Origin of the sequence: Streptomyces sp. CC53 (assembly GCF_001865245.1) — a bacterium.
Classification (GTDB): Bacteria; Actinomycetota; Actinomycetes; order Streptomycetales; family Streptomycetaceae; genus Streptomyces.
This window is the reverse complement of record NZ_MKXB01000178.1, coordinates 1-19009: the sequence shown is the minus strand read 5'-3', so window position 1 is coordinate 19009 and position 19009 is coordinate 1. Positions and strand designations below refer to the sequence as shown.

General features: G+C 72.2%; 20 protein-coding genes. 12 read left to right on the top strand and 8 right to left on the bottom strand.

Annotated features, from left to right (window positions below):
- Positions 1-232 precede the first annotated feature (232 nt).
- Both BJP40_RS22285 and BJP40_RS22280 read right to left on the bottom strand, forming a co-directional pair.
- Positions 233-1231, bottom strand: coding sequence for an inorganic phosphate transporter (locus BJP40_RS22285; protein ID WP_071270983.1), 999 nt, complete (start codon positions 1229-1231; stop codon positions 233-235).
- A 7-nt stretch (positions 1232-1238) separates the two neighbouring features.
- Entirely contained in the window at positions 1239-1859 is a 621-nt protein-coding gene (locus BJP40_RS22280) for a DUF47 domain-containing protein (RefSeq protein ID WP_071270980.1), read from the bottom strand.
- 192 nt (positions 1860-2051) lie between these two features.
- On the opposite strand from BJP40_RS22280, the gene BJP40_RS22275 reads away from it, so the two are divergent.
- Positions 2052-2417, top strand: coding sequence for a metal-sensitive transcriptional regulator (locus tag BJP40_RS22275; protein ID WP_071270977.1), 366 nt, complete (start codon positions 2052-2054; stop codon positions 2415-2417).
- 117 nt (positions 2418-2534) lie between these two features.
- On the opposite strand, the gene BJP40_RS34475 is transcribed toward BJP40_RS22275, so the two are convergent.
- Positions 2535-2699, bottom strand: a complete 165-nt coding sequence (locus tag BJP40_RS34475; protein ID WP_177204444.1) for a hypothetical protein — start codon at positions 2697-2699, stop codon at positions 2535-2537.
- Positions 2700-2860: 161 nt separating this feature from the next.
- A complete protein-coding gene (locus tag BJP40_RS22270; RefSeq protein ID WP_071281851.1) occupies positions 2861-3733 on the bottom strand; it encodes a hypothetical protein in 873 nt (290 codons plus the stop codon).
- Positions 3734-3857: 124 nt separating this feature from the next.
- Between BJP40_RS22270 and BJP40_RS22265 the strand changes: the two genes are divergently transcribed.
- Entirely contained in the window at positions 3858-4043 is a 186-nt protein-coding gene (locus tag BJP40_RS22265) for a hypothetical protein (protein WP_071281849.1), read from the top strand.
- Positions 4044-4381: 338 nt separating this feature from the next.
- Here the strand turns inward: BJP40_RS22265 and BJP40_RS22260 are convergent, their stop codons facing one another.
- Together BJP40_RS22260 and BJP40_RS22255 are read right to left on the bottom strand one after the other, a co-directional pair.
- On the bottom strand, positions 4382-5089 hold the full coding sequence (locus BJP40_RS22260; protein ID WP_071281854.1) for a phosphatase PAP2 family protein: 708 nt from the start codon (positions 5087-5089) through the stop codon (positions 4382-4384).
- A gap of 130 nt (positions 5090-5219) precedes the next feature.
- Positions 5220-6227, bottom strand: coding sequence for a bifunctional lytic transglycosylase/C40 family peptidase (locus BJP40_RS22255; protein WP_071271665.1), 1008 nt, complete (start codon positions 6225-6227; stop codon positions 5220-5222).
- A 191-nt stretch (positions 6228-6418) separates the two neighbouring features.
- On the opposite strand from BJP40_RS22255, the gene BJP40_RS36385 reads away from it, so the two are divergent.
- Positions 6419-7057, top strand: a complete 639-nt coding sequence (locus BJP40_RS36385; protein WP_371258681.1) for an SseB family protein — start codon at positions 6419-6421, stop codon at positions 7055-7057.
- A gap of 357 nt (positions 7058-7414) precedes the next feature.
- Here BJP40_RS36385 and BJP40_RS22235 read toward each other — a convergent pair whose 3' ends face one another.
- The gene (locus BJP40_RS22235; protein ID WP_071281843.1) at positions 7415-7843 is read right to left on the bottom strand and encodes an ATP-binding protein; all 429 of its coding nucleotides are present in this window, start codon (positions 7841-7843) and stop codon (positions 7415-7417) included.
- 188 nt (positions 7844-8031) lie between these two features.
- On the opposite strand from BJP40_RS22235, the gene BJP40_RS22230 reads away from it, so the two are divergent.
- From BJP40_RS22230 to BJP40_RS22195, 9 genes are all read left to right on the top strand, one after another.
- Positions 8032-8883, top strand: a complete 852-nt coding sequence (locus BJP40_RS22230; protein ID WP_107408088.1) for a helix-turn-helix transcriptional regulator — start codon at positions 8032-8034, stop codon at positions 8881-8883.
- Between the two features lie 11 nt (positions 8884-8894).
- Positions 8895-9239, top strand: a complete 345-nt coding sequence (locus BJP40_RS22225) for a DUF397 domain-containing protein (RefSeq protein ID WP_071272666.1) — start codon at positions 8895-8897, stop codon at positions 9237-9239.
- Positions 9240-9718: 479 nt separating this feature from the next.
- Positions 9719-9853: a hypothetical protein gene (locus BJP40_RS35830; RefSeq protein ID WP_256220800.1), complete on the top strand. Its 135-nt coding sequence runs from the start codon at positions 9719-9721 to the stop codon at positions 9851-9853.
- 334 nt (positions 9854-10187) lie between these two features.
- Entirely contained in the window at positions 10188-10496 is a 309-nt protein-coding gene (locus BJP40_RS22220; protein WP_010474953.1) for a hypothetical protein, read from the top strand.
- A 126-nt stretch (positions 10497-10622) separates the two neighbouring features.
- Positions 10623-11456 (top strand): hypothetical protein, encoded by an 834-nt coding sequence (locus BJP40_RS22215; protein WP_071281841.1) that lies wholly within the window; start codon positions 10623-10625, stop codon positions 11454-11456.
- Entirely contained in the window at positions 11446-12870 is a 1425-nt protein-coding gene (locus tag BJP40_RS22210; RefSeq protein ID WP_071281839.1) for a hypothetical protein, read from the top strand. The genes BJP40_RS22215 and BJP40_RS22210 overlap by 11 nt, the downstream gene beginning before the upstream one ends.
- Positions 12867-14435, top strand: coding sequence for an SCO6880 family protein (locus tag BJP40_RS22205; RefSeq protein ID WP_071281837.1), 1569 nt, complete (start codon positions 12867-12869; stop codon positions 14433-14435). The genes BJP40_RS22210 and BJP40_RS22205 overlap by 4 nt, the downstream gene beginning before the upstream one ends.
- Positions 14436-14720: 285 nt before the next feature.
- A complete protein-coding gene (locus BJP40_RS22200; RefSeq protein ID WP_071270917.1) occupies positions 14721-16127 on the top strand; it encodes an ATP-binding protein in 1407 nt (468 codons plus the stop codon).
- A gap of 1 nt (position 16128) precedes the next feature.
- A complete protein-coding gene (locus BJP40_RS22195) occupies positions 16129-17913 on the top strand; it encodes a type VI secretion protein (RefSeq protein ID WP_226962591.1) in 1785 nt (594 codons plus the stop codon).
- 351 nt (positions 17914-18264) lie between these two features.
- Here the strand turns inward: BJP40_RS22195 and BJP40_RS22190 are convergent, their stop codons facing one another.
- Positions 18265-18828 (bottom strand): GNAT family N-acetyltransferase, encoded by a 564-nt coding sequence (locus tag BJP40_RS22190; RefSeq protein ID WP_071281835.1) that lies wholly within the window; start codon positions 18826-18828, stop codon positions 18265-18267.
- Positions 18829-19009 lie beyond the last annotated feature (181 nt).

The following is a 19009-nucleotide window of genomic DNA, read 5'->3' as shown; positions in this document are numbered from 1 at the left end:
GCCCGGTACGGCCCGCCGGCGTGCCCGGCCCCGGCTCGTCCACCCGCCGCCCGGCCCCGGCTCGTACCTCGTACGCCCCGCCGCCCGGCGCGCCCGCCCGCAGCCCCCGTACGGTCGCACCCCGCCGGCGCACACACCACCGGTGGCGCACCGGAAAGCACCGCAGCCCGCCTGGCGGGTGCCGGCGGGCTGCGGACGGTGGTGAACGGTGGTGGACGACACCCACCGGGGGTCAGCCGAACAGCAGGTTCACCGCGAAGAAGCTGAGCGCCGCGACCAGCGCGGCGGCGGGCATGGTGATGAACCAGCCCAGCACGATGTTCTTGGCGACCCCCCAGCGCACCGCGTTGACCCGCTTCGTCGCACCCACACCCATGATCGCGGAGGTGATGACGTGCGTGGTCGAGATGGGGGCGTGGAACATGAACGACGCCGTGTACATCACGGACGCCGCCGTCGTCTCGGCGGCGAACCCCTGCGGCGGGTCCAGTTCGATGATGCGTCGCCCCAGCGTCCGCATGATCCGCCAGCCGCCCGCGTACGTGCCGAGCGACAGCATCACCGCGCTCGACACCTTCACCCACAGCGGGATGGGGTCGCCGGACTGCTCCACGTCCGCGATGACGAGGGCCAGCACCACGATGCCCATCGTCTTCTGCGCGTCCTGCAGGCCGTGGCCGAGCGCCATGCCCGCCGCCGACACGGTCTGCGCGATGCGGAAGCCCCGCTTGGTCCGGTGCGGTCCCGCGTTGCGGAAGATCCACATGATGGCGGCCATCACCAGGTAGCCGACCAGCAGGCCGACGAGCGGCGACAGGAACATCGGGATGACGATCTTCTCCAGCACCCCGGACCAGATCACCTCCGTCCCGCCCGCCAGGGCCGCGCCCACCATGCCGCCGAACAGCGCGTGCGACGAGGAGGACGGCAGCCCGAAGTACCAGGTGACCAGGTTCCAGGTGATCGCGCCGACCAGCGCCGCGAAGAGGATGCCCATGCCCTTGTCGCCGTGCGGGGTCTCGATGAGACCCTCGCTGACCGTCTTGGCGACCCCGCTGCCGAGGAAGGCGCCGGCAAGGTTCATGACAGCCGCCATCAGCAGCGCCGCCCGCGGCGTCAGGGCCCGGGTGGACACCGACGTGGCGATGGCGTTCGCCGAGTCGTGGAAGCCGTTGGTGTACGTGAAGAAGAGCGCGACCCCGACGGTCACGACCAGCGCAAACGTGTCCACAGCGGGCTCAGGACTCCTTGACGGCGATGGTCTCCACCGTGTTCGCCACGTGCTCGAAGGCGTCCGCCGCCTCCTCCAGGACATCCACGATCTGCTTGAGCTTCAGCACCTCGATGGCGTCGTACTTGCCGTTGAACAGGTGCGCCAGCAGCTTGCGGTGGATCTGGTCCGCCTGGTTCTCCAGCCGGTTGACCTCGATCCAGTACTCGGTGAGGTCCTCCATGGTCCGCAGGTGCGGCATGGCCTCCGCCGTGAGTTCCGCCGCCCGCGCCAGCACCTCGATCTGCTGCTCGACGCCCTTGGGCAGTTCCTCGATGTTGTAGAGGACGACGAGGTCGACGGCCTCCTCCATGAAGTCCATGATGTCGTCGAGCGACGACGCGAGGGCGTAGATGTCCTCACGGTCGAACGGCGTGATGAAGGAGGAGTTCAGCTGGTGGAAGATCGCGTGGGTGGCGTCGTCCCCCGCGTGCTCCGCCGCCCGCATGCGCTCGGCGATGTCGGCCCGCGCCGACGCGTCAGCTCCGAGCAGTTCCATGAGGAGCTTCGCACCGGTGACGATGTTGTCCGCGGACGCGGCGAACATGTCGTAGAAGCTCGTCTCCCTGGGGGTCAGACGGAAGCGCACGTGGTGTCCCTCGGGTGCATGGAAGTCGGTCAGGCTGATGCTAGGCGCATCATCCGGCCACGGCTAAGCGGCGTTCCTCAGTGTCGCCCATGAGGCAGGGAGAACTGAACCGGCCCCGCACGATCCGGCGAGGATCGGTACCATATACCCACGAGGGGTATATGGGCCCTTTCGGGACAACGGGAGGACGAGATGACGACCACCGAGGCGGCCGGCCTTCCGGTCACGGACGGGGCCCCCGCGCGGGACGGCTCCCGGGGTGAGGACGATCACGGGGTGCACGGCTACCACCACCAGAAGGACGAGCACCTCAAGCGCCTGCGCAGGATCGAGGGGCAGATCCGCGGCCTGCAGCGGATGGTCGACGAGGACGTCTACTGCATCGACATACTGACCCAGGTCTCCGCCTCCACGAAGGCCCTGCAGTCGTTCGCCCTCCAGCTGCTGGAGGAGCACCTGCGTCACTGCGTCGCCTCGGCGGCGCTCAAGGGCGGCGACGAGATCGACGCGAAGGTCGAGGAGGCCACCAAGGCCATCGCCCGCATGATGCGCACCTGACGCCCGCCGTCCACCTGGCGGCCACCCGCCGCCGGGCACGAAGATGACGCAAAACCATCGCTCGCCCCGCCCTCGGGGCCCGTCCGTCACTGCCGTCACTGCCGACACGTCCGGCGGTCAGCCGTCGCCCCCGCCCGGCGTCACCTTCAGCACCTCGTCGATCCGGTCGGCGCTCAACCGCTCCCCCTCCGTCGCGGACGCCGCGATCATCAGCTCGCCGCACAGTTCGATCTCGGAGAGGGCGACGTGGTCCTGGACGGTCGTCGTGCTGAGCGTCGCCACGGGCGGGTCACCTCCAGCTGTCAGCCACTGCCGGATTCGAGCGTAGGGAGCGCACCACCCGCCGCGCATGACACGTCCGGACCATTCCGGGACCACCCGATCGTCCCCCCGCCCGCGCCCCCGTGCGCCGGGGCGCGCCCACGCCGGCCCTCCGCGTGGCCTCAGCCCTCGACCGTGCCGTCGTAGATGTCCCGCCGCGGCGGGAGCCGGACCTCGACGGGTTCACCGAACCCGTACAGCACCGTCGTGGACGCCACGTCCACCTCCCGCCCCGCGTTCACGAAGCTGAAGCGGTGCCGCACCTTCCGCAGCCGGCCCTCCGCGTCCAGGTAGGCGTCGAACGGTACCGCGTCCGTCGCGAACCCGTTCGCCGCGGCCGTCAGGGCGCCCCGCATCCGCGGCGGCGCCGCCTCCGCCGCGTCCCCGAGGTCCGTCGTGCCGCGGTAGTGGCCGACCGCCACGCCGTCGACCTCTGCCGGCCCCACGAACGCCACGTGCCGCGCCGCCCGCAGCAGTTCCGCGGCGGCGCCCGGGTCGGTGGCGCCGCCCGTGACGAGGTTGCCGTCGGCGAGGGCCGCGGTGTCGATGCGCACCCACTTGTCGGCGGGGACACCCGCGCCCCGGTCCTTCATGTACAGCGCGCCCGGCGTGAACAGCTCGGTGATCGGCTTCCGCCCGCTGGACGCCGCACCCGGCTCCGGCACCACGACCCGCAGCCGCCCCCGCGAGGTGCGGAAGTCATAGCCGCCGGCGCCCTCGATGACCAGCCGCGTGCCACCGGTCGCCGTCTCCAGGAACGTGCTGGCCCGCGCCGTACCGGCCCGCTCCAACACGTCCGGCGCCCCGCGCACCGCCCCCGCGGCCTCCCGCGCGCCCAGCGCCACCGCCTGCGCCGCCGTACTGCCCCGGCCGGCCGCGGCCGGTCCGGCGTCGACCGCCCCGGAGCATCCGGTGAGCCCGCCGCCCGCGGCCATCACCGCCACGGCGGCGACGGCGCAGGCACCGCCCCCGCGCTCCCGTTTCCGCACCACCATCGCCCGCCTACCCCCAAAGGGTCGCCACTGCGCTTCCGCCGCTCCGTCCGAGACCCCCGCCCGCCCCGCATAACGACCACTGCGGCCACCCGTCACGCCCGGGGAACACGAGTACCTTTGGGGTGTGCACCCGCAGGACGCGCCGCCCGCGCACCGGACGACCACCACCGAACGCGGATCCTTCTGCCTCGCCTGCTGCGACTGCGGCTGGTCCGGCCCGGCCAGGCGTTCCCGGGACCGGGCCCGCACCGACGCGGCCGCCCATGCGGCGGCGCCGGCCCCCCGGGACGGCGCCGCCGTGCGGCAGTGACGCCGGGTACCGGCACCGCACACCCCTCTCCCGGCCACGCTCGCCGCCGCCCCACCCGCTGCCACCGCGGTGACGGCCGGGCCCGCGCGGCCCCGGCCACGAGCCGCCGTCTCCCCGCGGCCCCGGATCCCCGCGCCCTACGCCGCCGCCCCGGCGGCACCGCACACCCCACCGGAACCGGCCGCGCCGCCCGCGGACAGCCCTGGTGGCCGCACGCGTCGGGTGCGGCGACCACGACCGCCTCCTCGCCCGCCACGAGGAGGGTGCCCCGCGATCGGCGCCGCCAGGTCACCACCTGTACCCGTGCGGGCTCCTGACGCACCCGCAGGCACCGCGGGCTAGGCCGCGAGATCGCTCTCGGCCTCGGCCCGCGTCTCGTGCAGGTCCAGCGCGTGGTGCGCCCGCCCGGCGCCGCCGGCGCGCCGTGACCGCACGAGCCGGCCGACCCGGGGCGCCCGCGCCACCGCTCCGCACAGCGGTGTGAGCAGGGCCAGCGCGACGGGGGCGAGCAGCAGGGCGACGGCCGTGCCCAGCGCGAACCCGCCGACCACGTCGGTCGGGTAGTGCACGCCCATATAGACCCGGCAGAACCCCTCGGCCAGGGCCAGCCCGATGGCGGTGAGCCCGATCCGCTTGTGGACCAGGAAGAGCCCGACGCCGAGCGCCATGGCGACGGTGGCGTGGTCGCTGACGAAGGAGAAGTCGGTCTTCCCGTCGACCAGCACGTCCAGCCCGTCGTGGTCGCGGAACGGCCGGGGCCGTTCCACGAACCCGCGGATCGGGATGTTGACGAGCACGGCGACCGAGGCGGCCAGCGGCGCCCACAGGGTGCCCGCGACCCCGCCGACGGACTCCTCCAGGGACCCCCTGCGGCGCACACTGCCCCAGCACCACAGCACCGTCAGGACGAGGGCGAGCAGGATGCCGTACTCCCCCACGAACTCCATGACGCGGTCGAGCCAGGCGGGGGCCGCCTTGGCGAGCCCGTTGATGTCGTAGAGCAGGCCGACGTCGGGGTTCGAGCCGTTGGATGCGAGTCCAGCCACCATCTGCTGCGGCCCCTTGCCTCGTGCTGCTGCGGTGCGGTCGGTGTCAGTCCAGGGAACGACGCCCCTGAGGCGGACGTTCCACTCTCCACGGAACGATCACCAGGACGTTATCGAAGAGTGACGGCCGTCAGGCGTCCCGCCGGGGCAGGGCCCGCGCGCCGTCTTCGGTGACCCTGGTGGCCCCGAAGTAGTCGGGGGTGTCGATCTTGTCGAAGCGGATGACGGCGCCAGTGTAGGGCGCATTGATCATGTAGCCGCCGCCGACGTAGATGCCGACGTGCCGGATGGCCCGGGAGTCGGTGAGGTCGTCGGAGAAGAACACCAGGTCTCCCGGCAGCAGTTCGTCCCTGCTCGGATGCGGCCCGGCGTTGTACTGGTCGTTGGCGACGCGCGGCAGCTCGATGCCCACGGTCCGGTACGCCGCCTGGGTGAGGCCCGAGCAGTCGAACCGCCCGCCGTCCTCGGCCGTCCCCTCACCGCCCCACAGGTACGGCTTGCCGAGCTGCTGCTGCGCGTAGTGGATGGCCCCGGCCGCCTGCCGGGACGGCTCGACGCGCCCCACGGGCCTGGCGAAGCTCTTCTCCAGGGACCGGATGATCCGCACGTAGTTCTGCGTCTCGCTGATCCGTGGCACCCCGCCCGACTTGATGACCCGGTACGCACCGGCGTTGTAGGCGGCGAGCATGTTGTTCGTGGGGTCTCCCGGCACCTTCCGCACGTACCCGGCGAGTTCACAGTCGTACGAGGCGGCCGACGGGATGGCGTCGGCGGGGTCCCAGATGTCCCGGTCGCCGTCCCCGTCACCGTCGATGCCGTGCGCGGCCCAGGTGCCCGGGATGAACTGCGCGATCCCGCGCGCGTCGGCGTGACTGACGGCCCGGGGGTTCCATCCGCTCTCCTGGTACAACTGCGCGGCGAGCAGCGCCGGGTTGATGGCCGGGCACAGGTTCCCCCACCGCTGCACCAGCCCCTGGTAGGCGGCGGGCACGGCGCCCTTGGCCAGTGCCACGGCGCCGCGGGCGGGCCCGCCACCGAACATGCCGGCGGCCGCGGAGTACGTCCCGACGACCAGCAGCGCGACGAAACTCAGGCAGGCCGCCACGGCCACCAGACCGAACACCCAGGCCTTACGCATCGTCACCCACCTCTCACGGGGCCACCGAACGTCAGTCTAGGTGGCGCACCGTCACTTCTGGAGGTGGCACCAGGAGCGCATGCCGCCACACGGACGCGCCCACCGCCGCACGGGCGGGGTCACCGCGCCACGGGGCACGTCTCCGTCCGCCGCGCCGCGCCACTGCTGGCGGCCGGCCCCGGGTCCGTACGATGATCCGACCCATGACGACCCAGGGGGAGCAGAACGGGCCGGCGACCACGCACGGCCCCACGAGGCGTTCACGACTGGCGGACTTCGCCGCACCGCACCCACCGCCCTCACCGCCACCGTCCGCGTCTCCGCCACCGTCTCCGGTTCCGTCTCCGTCTCCGGCTCCGTCTCCGTCTCCGTCTCCGTCTCCGTCTCCGTCTCCGTCTCCGGCAGCACGCACATCACACCCGTCACCCGCGCCCTCCGCCACCACTGCGGTTCCCACGTCGGAGCCCTCCCCGGCGGGCCACGCGCCCACCGACCCGCTCGCCGCGTTCCGCCGCGCTCCCGTGCTCGTGCCGACCACGCCGGACGGCGGCCTGTGGACGGCCGACCACGACGGCGTCCGCTGGATCTGCGCCTTCTCCGACGAGGCCGCCCTCGCCCGCTTCGCCAGGGCCCGCGGCGAGGCGCCCCGCGCCTGGCGCTGCCGCACCTTCCCCGGAGCCCACCTGCTGGACGAGGTGGCACCCCTGCTGGGCGCCCCGGCAGGCGTGGCCCTGGACGCGGGCAGCGACCACGCCGCGCTCTTCCCGCACGCCGGTGGAGGGGCGGGGGCGGCCGTGCACCGCGACTCCACCCCGGGGGGCCGACCGTGAGGGCGAGCCGGACGGCCCCCGCGGGCGACACACTCCTGCGGAACCTCTGGGCGGCGCCCGCGCTGTTCGCCGCCGCCGCCTTCACGGCCTTCAACGCCGTGGGCACGGAGACCGCCGTCCGGGTGGGGTGGGCCTGCTACGCCGCGGGCTGGCTGCCGCCGCTGCTCGCGCTCGCCGTCTGTGCGGCCCGTAGGGGGAGCGTCCCGGCGTCGGCGGCGCAGCAGCCGGGACGGTGTTGGTGGTCCTCGGAGCGCTGTTCTGGCTCAACCACGCCTGAGGCCCCGCTCCGGTCTGCGTCGGCCCCCGCCCCGTACGGCCACGCGGCCGTGCACCCCCTCCCGGCCGCCTCCGCCTCCCCTACATAGCCGTTGGCCCCCCGCACTCCACCCACAACAACTTGCCGCCCCCCGTGTCGAAGGGGTACGCCCCGAAGCTGTCGGCACACGACTGAACCAGCCTCAGCCCGCGCCCCCGTTCGTCCGTGTCACCCGCGGGGGTGGCGGGCCCGCCACGGAACGGCGCCGGGATCAGCGGGTTGCTGTCCCACACCCCGAGCCGCACCCGTCCGGGCTCCACCGCGCGGAGCGTCAGTGTGTACGGGGCGTCGGAGTAGCGGTACGCGTTGGTGACCAGCTCACTCGCCAGCAGCTCGGCCACGGTGATGAGCGGGCGCAGGCCGTGGGCGGCGAGCACGGTCCGCAGCATGCTGCGGGCGATGCCGGGCCCGCGCGGGTCCTGCGGAAGCTGGAGGGTGTACGCCCACGGCGGCGATACGGTGAAGGACATGGAAGTCTCCGGAACGTGTGGAGAGTTGCTGCGTCCGAACGAGTGCCCGGTGGCTCTGCCGACTCGTCAGCCGGTGCACTTCCAGGCGGGTGGCCTACGTCACACGCTAGCGTGCTCGCTGAATACATTCAGCACAGAGCGCTGAACTCATAGGGCATTCAACTCGTGTGAGTGACAAGCAAGGAGACGTGCCAGTGAGAGGGGCCCCGACCGCACGCAAACTTCGGCTCGGCGCCGAGCTACGCAAGCTCCGCGAGCGGGCAGGGCTGACGGTGACCGAGGCGGGTCGTCTCCTCGGGATACGGCAAGCACAGATCAGCAACATGGAGGCGGCCCGATTCGGAGTGAGCTCCGACCGCATTCGCACCCTCGCCCACCACTACTCCTGCACGGATTCGTCGCTCATCGACGCCCTCGCCCACATGGCCACCCAACGACATCGAGGATGGTGGGAGGAGTATCGAGGCATCCTGCCGAACGCCCTGCTGGACCTCGCGGAGATGGAGCACCACGCGACCGCCCTGCACACCGCCTACACCGCCCACATCCCCGGGCTACTCCAGATCCCGGACCACGCTCGGGAGATCTTCCGCCAAGGAATCCCACAAGCGCCGCCGCCGGAGGTCGAACACCGAACGTCGCACCGGATCAAGCGCCAGGCCGTCCTCCACCGCGCGCAGCCGGTGCCGTACCGGACCGTCATCCACGAGGCAGCCCTTCGCATCCGGGTCGGCGGCCCGGATGTGGCTCGGGCTCAGCTACGCCACATCCTGGAGATGAGCGAGCATCCGCACATCACGGTCCGCGTGATCCCTTTCGACGTAGGAGCTTTCCCCGGCTCCGGTCAGTCCGTGACCTTCGCATGCGGTCCGGTACGGCAGCTCGACACAGTCCATCTCGACCAGTCTCATGGCCCCGTCCTCCTCGACGCCGAAGCGCAGTTGGAGAGGTACAGACTGCTTCTCATGCGCATGGAGGCCGTGGCCCTACCCCCGGAAGAGTCCCGAGACCACATCCTCCGAATTGCGCGCCACCTTTGAAGGGATACCCCATGCCAGCCCACGCCCCCTGGCAGAAGTCGACGTACTGCGCCGAAGGCGACGCCTGCATACACGCCGCGCCCGCGCCCGGTGGCTCCGTACGACTCACCGAGAGCAGTGACCCCTCCGGCACCGTGCTCACCCTGCCCGCAGCCGCCTGGCGCGCCTGGCGCGCGGCGATAGAGCGCGGACAGGCACCCGAGGGCACCACCACGGAGGCAGGACCCGACGGCACGACGCTGCGCCTGTACGGGACCCCGGGAGGGGGTGGGCCGGCCGTCACCACGACGGCCGCCCAGTGGGCGGCCTTCGCCGCTGGGGTCCGTGCGGGGGAGTTCGACCACCTCGGCCGGTGACCACCCGTCAGCACCGCATGACTGACTGCATCACGCATGTACTTTCGGTGTACGCAGATGTACATTCAGCCAACACAGTAGGCGACTGCCAGCCATACCGCAGTCACCCCCAAGGCGCTCCGACCGCCATGCGGTCCCCGCCGCACGGTGGGGCGGGTCAGCGGGCCCTGTTGGGTATCTCACGTCGCGGCCGGCGCCCGACAGGCCCTCCACCCATACGTCGAGGGCGGGTCTGACCTGCTGGAACGTCGCGACACTCGACCGTCCGGGCAACACCTGTTGCAGGGAAGACGATCAGACACCCCATCAGGTTGCCCCTGACGCCCAGACCCCTCCGGCCGACCGCCCCCCTTTCCGCACCTCCACCCAACCCCCGCCAACTGGTCTGGACCACTGCGTTACCCTGTGGCATGCAGCCGCAAACGGCCGCATCACGCCCCAGCCGGGACCACGGCGGGCAAGCACCACAGGAGAGACACATGGGGAACAAGGTGGGCCGACTCGGGGATGCCGGGGGAACGGCCGCCGCCGTCACCGTCATCGCACTGACCGCGGTCGCGGTCGTCGTGCTCGGGTACTTCCTCTTCACCCAGACGGGTCAGACCAAGTTCTGACACGCGGCCACCACGAAACCCCGCCGCCGCCGGACACACCCCGTCCGGCGGCGGCGTCGTGTCTGCGCCCGACAGAAGGGGTCCGGATAGGGCCCAACGACGGTCATTGCCCGGAGTCACGCCCCGTGATACACAGAGTCACCATGCGCGTACCCGCACCCCTCCGGCGCCCCAATGACTCCGCAGGTCAGGACGGCGCCTCGGTCAGGCGTACGGGAATCGGGTAAAGAGACCCGCCAAGTCGTCGTGCGTCGGCGGTTCGATCAGCGAAGATAGTTGATGACCCATGCCAACGGGCGGGGCGTCGAACTACCGAACAGGGGCGGTGAGTTACATGTACCTTGCGGCCGAGAAGGGCGACATCACCACCATCATTGGCGGAATCGCCCCGAATTGGGGGCCCTTCGGGGGGCTGGGCAACCAGGCTCGGGTGATGATCGAGATCGTGATGGCGGTGGCCATCCTGCTGTGTCTGGGCATCGCCATCTGGGGCGCCGCCAAGCAGCGCATCGGCGCGACGGCGCTGCGCGACACCTTCAGCGCGGAACAGGGCAAGGGCCTGATCGTGGCCGGGCTGACCGGCGTCTTCATCATCGGGTCACTGGGAACTCTCTTCACCATCGTGTACGGGATGGCCGTCTAGCCCGCCGAGCCGGCCGCCGGCCGCAGGCCCGGTCAACCAGAGGATGCGTCTCCTGATGTCCAGTCACCCCATCGCGTACCCGCGGTCAGCAGTACGACACACGTCGTCCGAGGAGGCGTACCCGTCATGAGCTTCGGCGACGAGTACGGCGCCGGACCCGGCCAGGCCGGAGAGGCGGACACCACCACGACGCGCACCCGCACGCGACTCCCGGAGAACGACACCCCACGCAGGCCGCAGCGCACCTCACGCTCACTGGTCACCGTGGTGGGGGTCGTCGTCCTGCTCATCGCGGCGATCGCCTTCGCGAACCGGGACGGCGGGACCGGCGACGGCGACAGCCGCTCCACCGGCACCGACGGCGCGGCGGCGGCGCCCACCGCAGCCACCGGCGTCAAACCGGTCACGGGTAAGACCGGCACCATCCCCACGGGCTACCCCCAGGACGAACAGGGCGCCCAGAGCGCCGCGGCGAACTACGCGGTGGCGCTCGGGTCCGACGGGATGTTCCAGAGGGAGAGCCGCCGTGCCATCATCCGCACCGTGCACGCGCCGGGTGTGGCGGACGCCTTGGTGACCAGGCTCGACGATGCCTACTCGGGCGCCTTCCTCACTAACGTCGGCCTCAATGAGGACGGTAGCCCGCCCGAGGGTCTCACTTTCGTCTCCAGGACCATCCCGGTCGGGACGAGCCTGACCGAGATGGGCGGCGGAAAGGCCACGGTGGAGGTGTGGTGCACCGGACTGGTCGGTCTCGCCGGCGAAGGCTCCACCAAGCCGGTCACCGAAACCTGGTTCACCATGACACAGCATCTGCGCTGGGTCGACGGCGACTGGAAGATCGAGTCCTCCACACAGCAGGAAGGACCCACTCCGGTCAGCGGTGACAATCGCGCTTCTACAGCGGACGAGATTGCCGACGCGGTCATCGGATACGGAGGCTTCACGTATGCCCGGTAAACCGCAGCAGCGCACGCGGCGGCTGCTCGCCGTTCTGGCAGGGGCTCCGCTAACTCTCGTCCTGCTCCCCACAAGGGCAACCGCAGCACCCACTCCCACACCGAACCCCGGCACCACAGCACCCGTCTCCCCTGCACCGTCACCGAGCGGAAGCAGCAACCCCTGCGACCTGATCGTCGGGCTGGCCCGCGACCTCTGCGACAACGGCGAAGGCGCCGCCACCACCCCCACGAACCCCCTGCAGCCGCAGGAGGCCCTGGACCCGCTGTCCGCGCTCGCGCGCGGCTGCGCGGACGCCGCTGCCTGGACCGTCGACAAGCTCAGCGAAGCCGTCGAGAGCACCGCCGCCATCGACTTCACCAACGACGAGTTCCTCAAGCAGTACGCCGTCGTCTTCGCCGCCTCCACGATCCTCACCCTCATCCTGTGGCTTCTCGCCGTCGCCAAGCGGGCCATCAGGGGCGTGCCGTTCACCACCGCCATGTCGGAGGCCGTGGGGTTCCTCTGGCTCACCGTGCTGGCGTCCGCGTTCACGCCGCTCATCCTGCACACCGTCGTCTCCGCCACCGACGGCGTCACCGAGGTGATCGCCGCGGGCACCGGCGGGCAGACCGACGTGTTCTTCGGGTCGTTCGCCGAAGCCCTCAAGAAGGGTGACGACATCGGCGGCGGCCCCATCATGCTGATCATCGTCGCCCTCGTGTCGATCCTCGCCGCGGGCGTGCTCTGGCTGGAGCTCGTCATCCGGGCCGCCCTGCTGTACGTCGGCGCCCTGCTCGGCACCGTCGTCTACGCCGGACTCGTCGACCGCAACATGTGGGGCCACGTCCGCCGCTGGGCCGGCATCATGATCGCGGTGATCATGGTGAAGCCGGTCATCGTGATCGTCCTCGGCCTCGCGGGCGCCCTGTCCTCCGGCGACGGGCCCGACGCGTTCTCCGCCGTCGTGTCCGGCCTCGCCATCATCCTGCTCGCCATCTTCGCGTCGGCCGCGATCTACCGCTTCGTCCCCGGCTTCGGCGACGACATCGCCGCCGCCCGTACGAACCGCAAGCAGGCCACCGACGGGGCGCAGGCGGCCGCCGTGATCTCCTCCCCGGCCGCACTCGTCTCCCAGGGCATCAAGGCCCACAGCACCCGCAGCCACCAGAAGGCGACCCCGGCACCCGCCGCGGCCGGCACCGGCACCGCGGGCGGCGGCATGTCCGCCCACAGCAGCCGCACCTCCACCGCCACCACCGGGGGCGGGGCCAGCGGCGGAACTGTCCCCTCCGCCGCACCCCCGCCCCGTAGCGCCCCCGGCGCCGCGAGCCCCGCCACCAACACCCCGCACAGCAGTCGGAGCCCCGGAGCCCGCCACACCGGCGGCACAGGCACCACAGGAACCACAGGATCAGGAGGTGGAGGGCGGTGACGACCCAGTCCCATCCGATCACGCCCCGCCGCACGTACCTCATCGGCCGCGCCCGCCCCAACGCCGTCATCGGCAAGAACCGCGAGACGGGCGAGATCGCCCTCATCGTCTTCGGGGCGTTCCTCGGCATGATGAGCGGCCTCCTGGTCCCCGTCCTCTCCCTCCGCATCGTCATGCTGGCGGGCTTCCCCGCCCTCGCCCTCGCCGCCGTGTACGTCCCGTACCGCGGCCGCACGTTCTACCGCTGGTACGAGATCAACCGCAGCTACAAGCGGGTCCTCCGCCAGGGCACCACGTACCGCTCGGGCGCCATGGAGGCCGGCACGCGCCTCGACGGCCGCGAGATCGAGATCGGCGCCCCACCCGGCATCGGCCGCATCAACTGGCTCGCCGCCCCCTTCGGCCCCGACGAGATCGCCGTCCTCCTCCACGCCGACCGCCGCACCGTCACCGCCGCCATCGAGATCGAGGGCCCCGGCGTCGGCCTGCGCGACAGCGAGGACCAGGAAGCCCTGGTGGACCGTTTCGGCACCCTCCTCAAGCACGTCGCCAACGGCGACGGCTTCGTCACCCGCCTGCAGATGCTGGCCCGCACCCTGCCCGCCGACCCCGACGCCCACGCCAAGGACGTCGCCCAGCGCGGCGACCCGAACGCACCCCACTGGCTGCTGGACTCCTACGACCAGCTCCAGTCCATGGTGTCCACGTCCAGCGAGCAGCACCGCGCCTACCTCGTCGCCTGCATGCACTACACCCGCGAGCTCGCCGCCGAGGCCCACGCCATCGCCCGCGCCGCGCAGGCCGCCCGCCGCGCCTCCGGCGGCCGGCGCGAGAAGCTCGACAAGGACGCCGGCCTCGCCGTCGTCATGGCCCGCGAGCTGACCGACATCTGCGCCCGCCTCGCCGAAGCCGACATCCGCGTACGGCAGCCCCTCGGCCAGTCGCGCGTCGCGTCGCTCATCCACTCGATGTACGACCCGGACCACCCCATCGACCACATCCAGGCCATGACGAAACGCAACGCCTGGCCCGCCGAGCTGGACGCCGTCGAACCCACCCACCTCCAGGCCAAGACCCGCGAGTCCACCACCCGCGCCCCCTGGTGCCACGCCACCGCCTGGGTCAAGGAGTGGCCCATGACGCCCGTCGGCGTGAACTTCCTGGCCCCGCTCCTCGTCCACACCCCCGACGTCATCCGCACCGTCGCCGTCACGATGGACCTCGAACCCACCGAGATCGCCATCGAGCGCATGCTCACCGAGAAGACGAACGACGAGGCCGAGGCGAGCCGCGCCGCCAAGATGAACCGCACCGTGGACCCCCGCGACATCGCGGCCCACGGGCGGCTCGACCAACGGGGTGAAGATCTCGCCAGCGGCGCGGCAGGAGTGAACCTCGTCGGGTACATCACCGTGTCGTCCCGCTCGCCCGAGGCACTCGCCCGGGACAAACGGACGATCCGGGCGTCGGCCGGCAAGTCGTATCTGAAGCTGGAGTGGTGCGACCGCGAACACCACCGGGCCTTCGTGAACACCCTGCCGTTCGCGACCGGCATCCGCCGCTAGCGCCGCCACCGGCCCCGCCCGGGGCGCCAGCCCGGCGGAGCAGACGGCCGAACCGCCCCACCAGGCGGGGCGCCCCGCGGCAGACCACACCCGGCACGCCCTCCGGCAGCGGGCCCCCCGCGGGCCCGGCCCACGCACCACCCGCCGCACACACCCCGCAGAAGCAACCGACAGACCCACCCGACAACCACCCGCCGGACCCACCCGGCGGCGCACCACCCAGGAACACCCACCCGGGCGGCATGGACGAGACCACGACGACGATAGGACGATAGGGGCCTGATGATGCGTGATCCGCTGTCCGTCCTCACCGACGCCTTCACCTCCTTCCTCTTCGGGAAGGTGGAGACCACCAGGCTGCCCGTCCGCACCTCGACCGGGCAGGCCCAGGCCGTCTACCTGCCCACCGCCGCCCCCGGCCTCGGTGACTCCGGCGTCATCATCGGCCGCGAGGTCTACAGCGGCAAGGGATACATCTACGACCCGTTCCAGCTGTACGGGCAGCAGCTCCCCGCCCCGCACTGGCTCGTCCTCGGCGAGTCCGGCAACGGCAAGTCCGCGCTGGAGAAGACGTACGTGCTCCGCCAGCTCCGCTTCCGCGACCGCCAGGTCGTCGTCCTCGACGCCCAGGGCGAGGACGGCGTCGGCGAATGGAACCTCATCGCGGAGGAGTTGGGGATAACGCCCATCCGCCTCGACCCCATGGCCGCCCTCGACGACGGCATCCGCCTCAACCCTCTCGACCCGGCGATCACCACCACGGGCCAGCTGGCGCTGCTCCGCACGATCATCGAGGTCGCGATGGGCCACGGCCTGGACGAACGCGCCGGGTTCGCCCTGAAGGTCGCCCACTCCTACGTCAACGAGACCATCACCGACCGGCAGCCCGTCCTCACCGACATCGTCGAGCAGCTCCGCCACCCCGAGCCGGAGTCCGCGGAGGCGATGAACGTCGACATAGACGACGTACGGGCCTGGGGCCTCGACGTCGCGCTCGTCCTCGACCGGCTCGTGGACGGTGACCTGCGCGGCATGTTCGACGGCCCGACCACCGTCGGCATCGACCTCGACGCGCCCCTCATCGTCTTCGACCTGTCCCACATCGACCGCAACTCCATCGCCATGCCCATCCTCATGGCGATCGTCGGCGTCTGGCTCGAACACACCTGGATCCGCCCCGACCGGAAGAAGCGCATCTTCCTCGTCGAGGAGGCCTGGCACATCATCAACAGCCCGTTCGTCGCCCAGCTCTTCCAGCGCCTGCTGAAGTTCGGACGCCGTCTCGGCCTGTCCTTCGTCGCCGTCGTCCACCACCTCAGCGACGTCGTCGACGGCGCCGCCGCCCGCGAGGCCGCCGCCATCCTCAAGATGGCCTCCACTCGCACCATCTACGCCCAGAAAGCCGACGAGGCCCGCGCCACGGGCCGCGTCCTCGGCCTGCCCCGATGGGCCGTGGAGATCATTCCCACACTCACGCCGGGCATCGCCGTGTGGGACGTCAACGGCAACGTCCAGGTCGTCAAACACCTCGTCACCGAAACCGAACGACCCCTCGTCTACACCGACCGCGCCATGACCGAGTCCTCCTCCGAGGAGCCACCGGACGCCATCAAGGCCGCCGAGTGGGAGACGGAGCAGCGAGCCGCCCTCATGGAGCAGCACCTGCACAGCCCCGAGTCCACGGTGGCCTGACGTGGCGCGCGGCACCCTGCCCCCCGCCCCCGGCCCCGGCACGGGGCCGGGGGGCGAGCGGGGCATCCCCGACGGCCTTCTCGTCAGCGCCCTGGGCGTCCTCCTCGGCGCGACCCTCCTCGTGTGGACCGCGACCGGCCTCAGCGCCCTCTTCTCCCACGGCGCCTGGCCGTCCGGCGTCACCTTCACCCGGACACCCCCGGCCATGCGGTCCCTGCTCACCGACCCCCGTGACCTCGCAGCGGCGTGGCCGGCCACCCCGCCCGGCGACCTCGCGAGCCACGGCGTCTTCTGGGGCGTCCTCGTCAGCGAGTTCCTCGTCCTGGTGGTCCTCGCCGTCTTCGTCCTCGGCACTCTCGCCCGCCGGCGCGCGGTACGGGCCGCCGCCCGCCGACGACACAGCGACCAGTCCCCGCGGCCGCAGGAGTACGGGCACCCCGACCCGCCCGCACCCCCGCACACCCGGGGCCGACCGCCGGGACTCCGGAAACACCCAGCCCGCGACCACGAAACCCCGGGCCACGGAACCCGGAACGACAGACGCCCGAAGCCCCGCACCCACGACCACGCGGCCCCAAGCCACCACGGTCACCCGCGCCGGGCCGGCGACCCCCGAACCCACGACCGCGCGGCCCACGACCACCCGGCCCGGCATCCCTCGGTAGGAGAGTCCGCCGCCCCGGAGCCGGCAGACCAGGAGCCCGCGCTCCGAGAGCACGGGGACCGCTCCCCCGCGTCCCCTGACTCCGCGCCCCGGCACCCGGCAGGCACCGCCCCGTCCCCCGGCCCGGTCCCCCCTCCGCGGGCCCGCACCCACCCGCTGTCCGACCACGAGCCCCCCACCGGCACACCCGTGCCCGGCCTGCTGTACGGCGACCGCGGGATCCGCCGCCCCAGCGCCCTCCGGGCCGTGCGCGAGGCCGCAGGACCGGTTCTCGTCGTCACCTCCGACCCCTCCGTCTGGGCGGACAGCAAGGACGCCCGCGCGAAGCTGGGCCCGGTCCTCCTGTACGACCCCGGGCACCTGTGCGACAGTCCCAGCCGCCTGCGCTGGTCCCCCGTGAGCGGCTGCGAGGACACCGCCGAGGCCGCCGCCCGCGCAACCGCCCTCCTCGCCCCGGTACGGCCCCGCGCCCGTATCGACGCCGCCGTGGCCGACACCGCCGAGACCCTGCTGCGCTGCTGGCTGCACGCCGCCGCCGTCGACGGCCGACCGTTCAAGCAGGTCCACCGCTGGGCCCACCAGCACAGCACCGCCCACGAGCCGGTACGGATCCTCCGCACCCACCCCAAGGCGACCCATAGCCACGCGGGGCTTCTGGAGTCCGCGCTCACCGCCCACCCCGAGCGCCGCGACGCCGCCCGGGCACTCACCGCCCGCGCCCTGTCCGCACTCGCCTCGGTGCACCTCCGGGACGCCTGCACACCTCATCGAACTGATGCGCTGACCTTGGAATCATTCATCCGCGAGGCGGGCACCCTTTACTTGGTGGGCGAACCGATCGAGGACCCCCGCAGGGACCCGGGGGCCATGCCGCTCCTCACGGCGCTCGCCGCGCACGTGGTCGAGCACGGCCGCCGCATGGCCGCACGGTCATCCGACGGTCGGCTCGACCCACCACTCACGCTGGTGCTGGAGGACGTGGCCGCGGTCGCGCCTCTGCCGCACCTCCCCGGGCTACTGGCCACCGGCCACGACCTGGGCCTCCCGACGCTCGCCCTGCTCCGCTCCCCGGAGCAGGCCCGCGCCCACTGGCCCCGGCCCCTCACTGCCGCAGACCGCTGAGGCCCGTCACCGCCGGCTCCAGCGCGGAACCCCGGTGGGACGGGCGCCCGTACCGGACCGGCGCAGCCCGTAGCCCCAGGTCGGGCAGCCGGTTGTCCCGGACCGCCCCCGTGCCGGGCCGTTCAGCCTGGACGGGCGGGAGGACCGACCGCCCCCGATCCGGGCTGGGCGGCCTGGACGGGCGGGAGGACCTGGCCCTCTCCTGTGCGGCCCGGCAACCCGGCGAGGCCCGCGCCCTGTTGCCCCGGCCGGCGGCGGACAGTCTGCAGCGCCGACCGGCTCGGGACCTCGCATCGGGCGCCTGAGTCGACCGGCAGGCCCGAGAGGCCCGCACTCACCAGTCGGGCAGGGTCAGGCCTCCGGGGGCCGCGGCACCACGTACTCCACCTGGCGTGACGCTGGGTCCCCGTCGAGCAACACCGTTCCCCCGCTCGGCACGAAGCCTGCCCTCCGGTAGAAGGCCGCCGCGCGGTCGTTGCGCTCGTGGACGTACAGCCGTACCCGCTGCACGACGGGCTCAGGCAGCGCCCAGGACCAGCCCAGGGCCGCACGGAACAACGCGTCTGCCACTCCGCTCGCGCGGGCTTCGGACCGTACGAAGACGCCCACGACGTGCGTCTGGTCGACCGTGGCGGGCGCCCCGAACCGTACGTCGTCGGTGTGCCGCTCCACCAGCACCGTCACCGATCCCAGCCAGCTGCCTCCTGCGCCCAGAGCGACGAACTGACGGACCCCGTCGGAGCCTTCGGCAGCGCCTTCCGCCCGCTGCCGCCAGAACGCGTCGGGCTGGGCCGCGGCGGTCTCGTAGGTCTCCAGGAAGGCGATGTCCGCCACCGGGTCCCGTAGCGCGGCCAGCCGGAGGTCCCGTACCTGGCGCCATTCGTCGGCCCGCACGGCCCTGACCTCGTAGTGCACAGCCCCGGCTCCTTCCCTCGCCCTGACGGAATCCGGGAACCGTACCGCTCTGGGGGCTCACCACGACGAGGATTTTCCGCCGCTGCTCCGCAGCGCTCTGGAGCGGGACCGGTCCGTAGCAGTGGAAAGTGTCCTGAAATGCGGAAAGCCCCGCACCATACGGTGCGGGGCTCCCCCAACA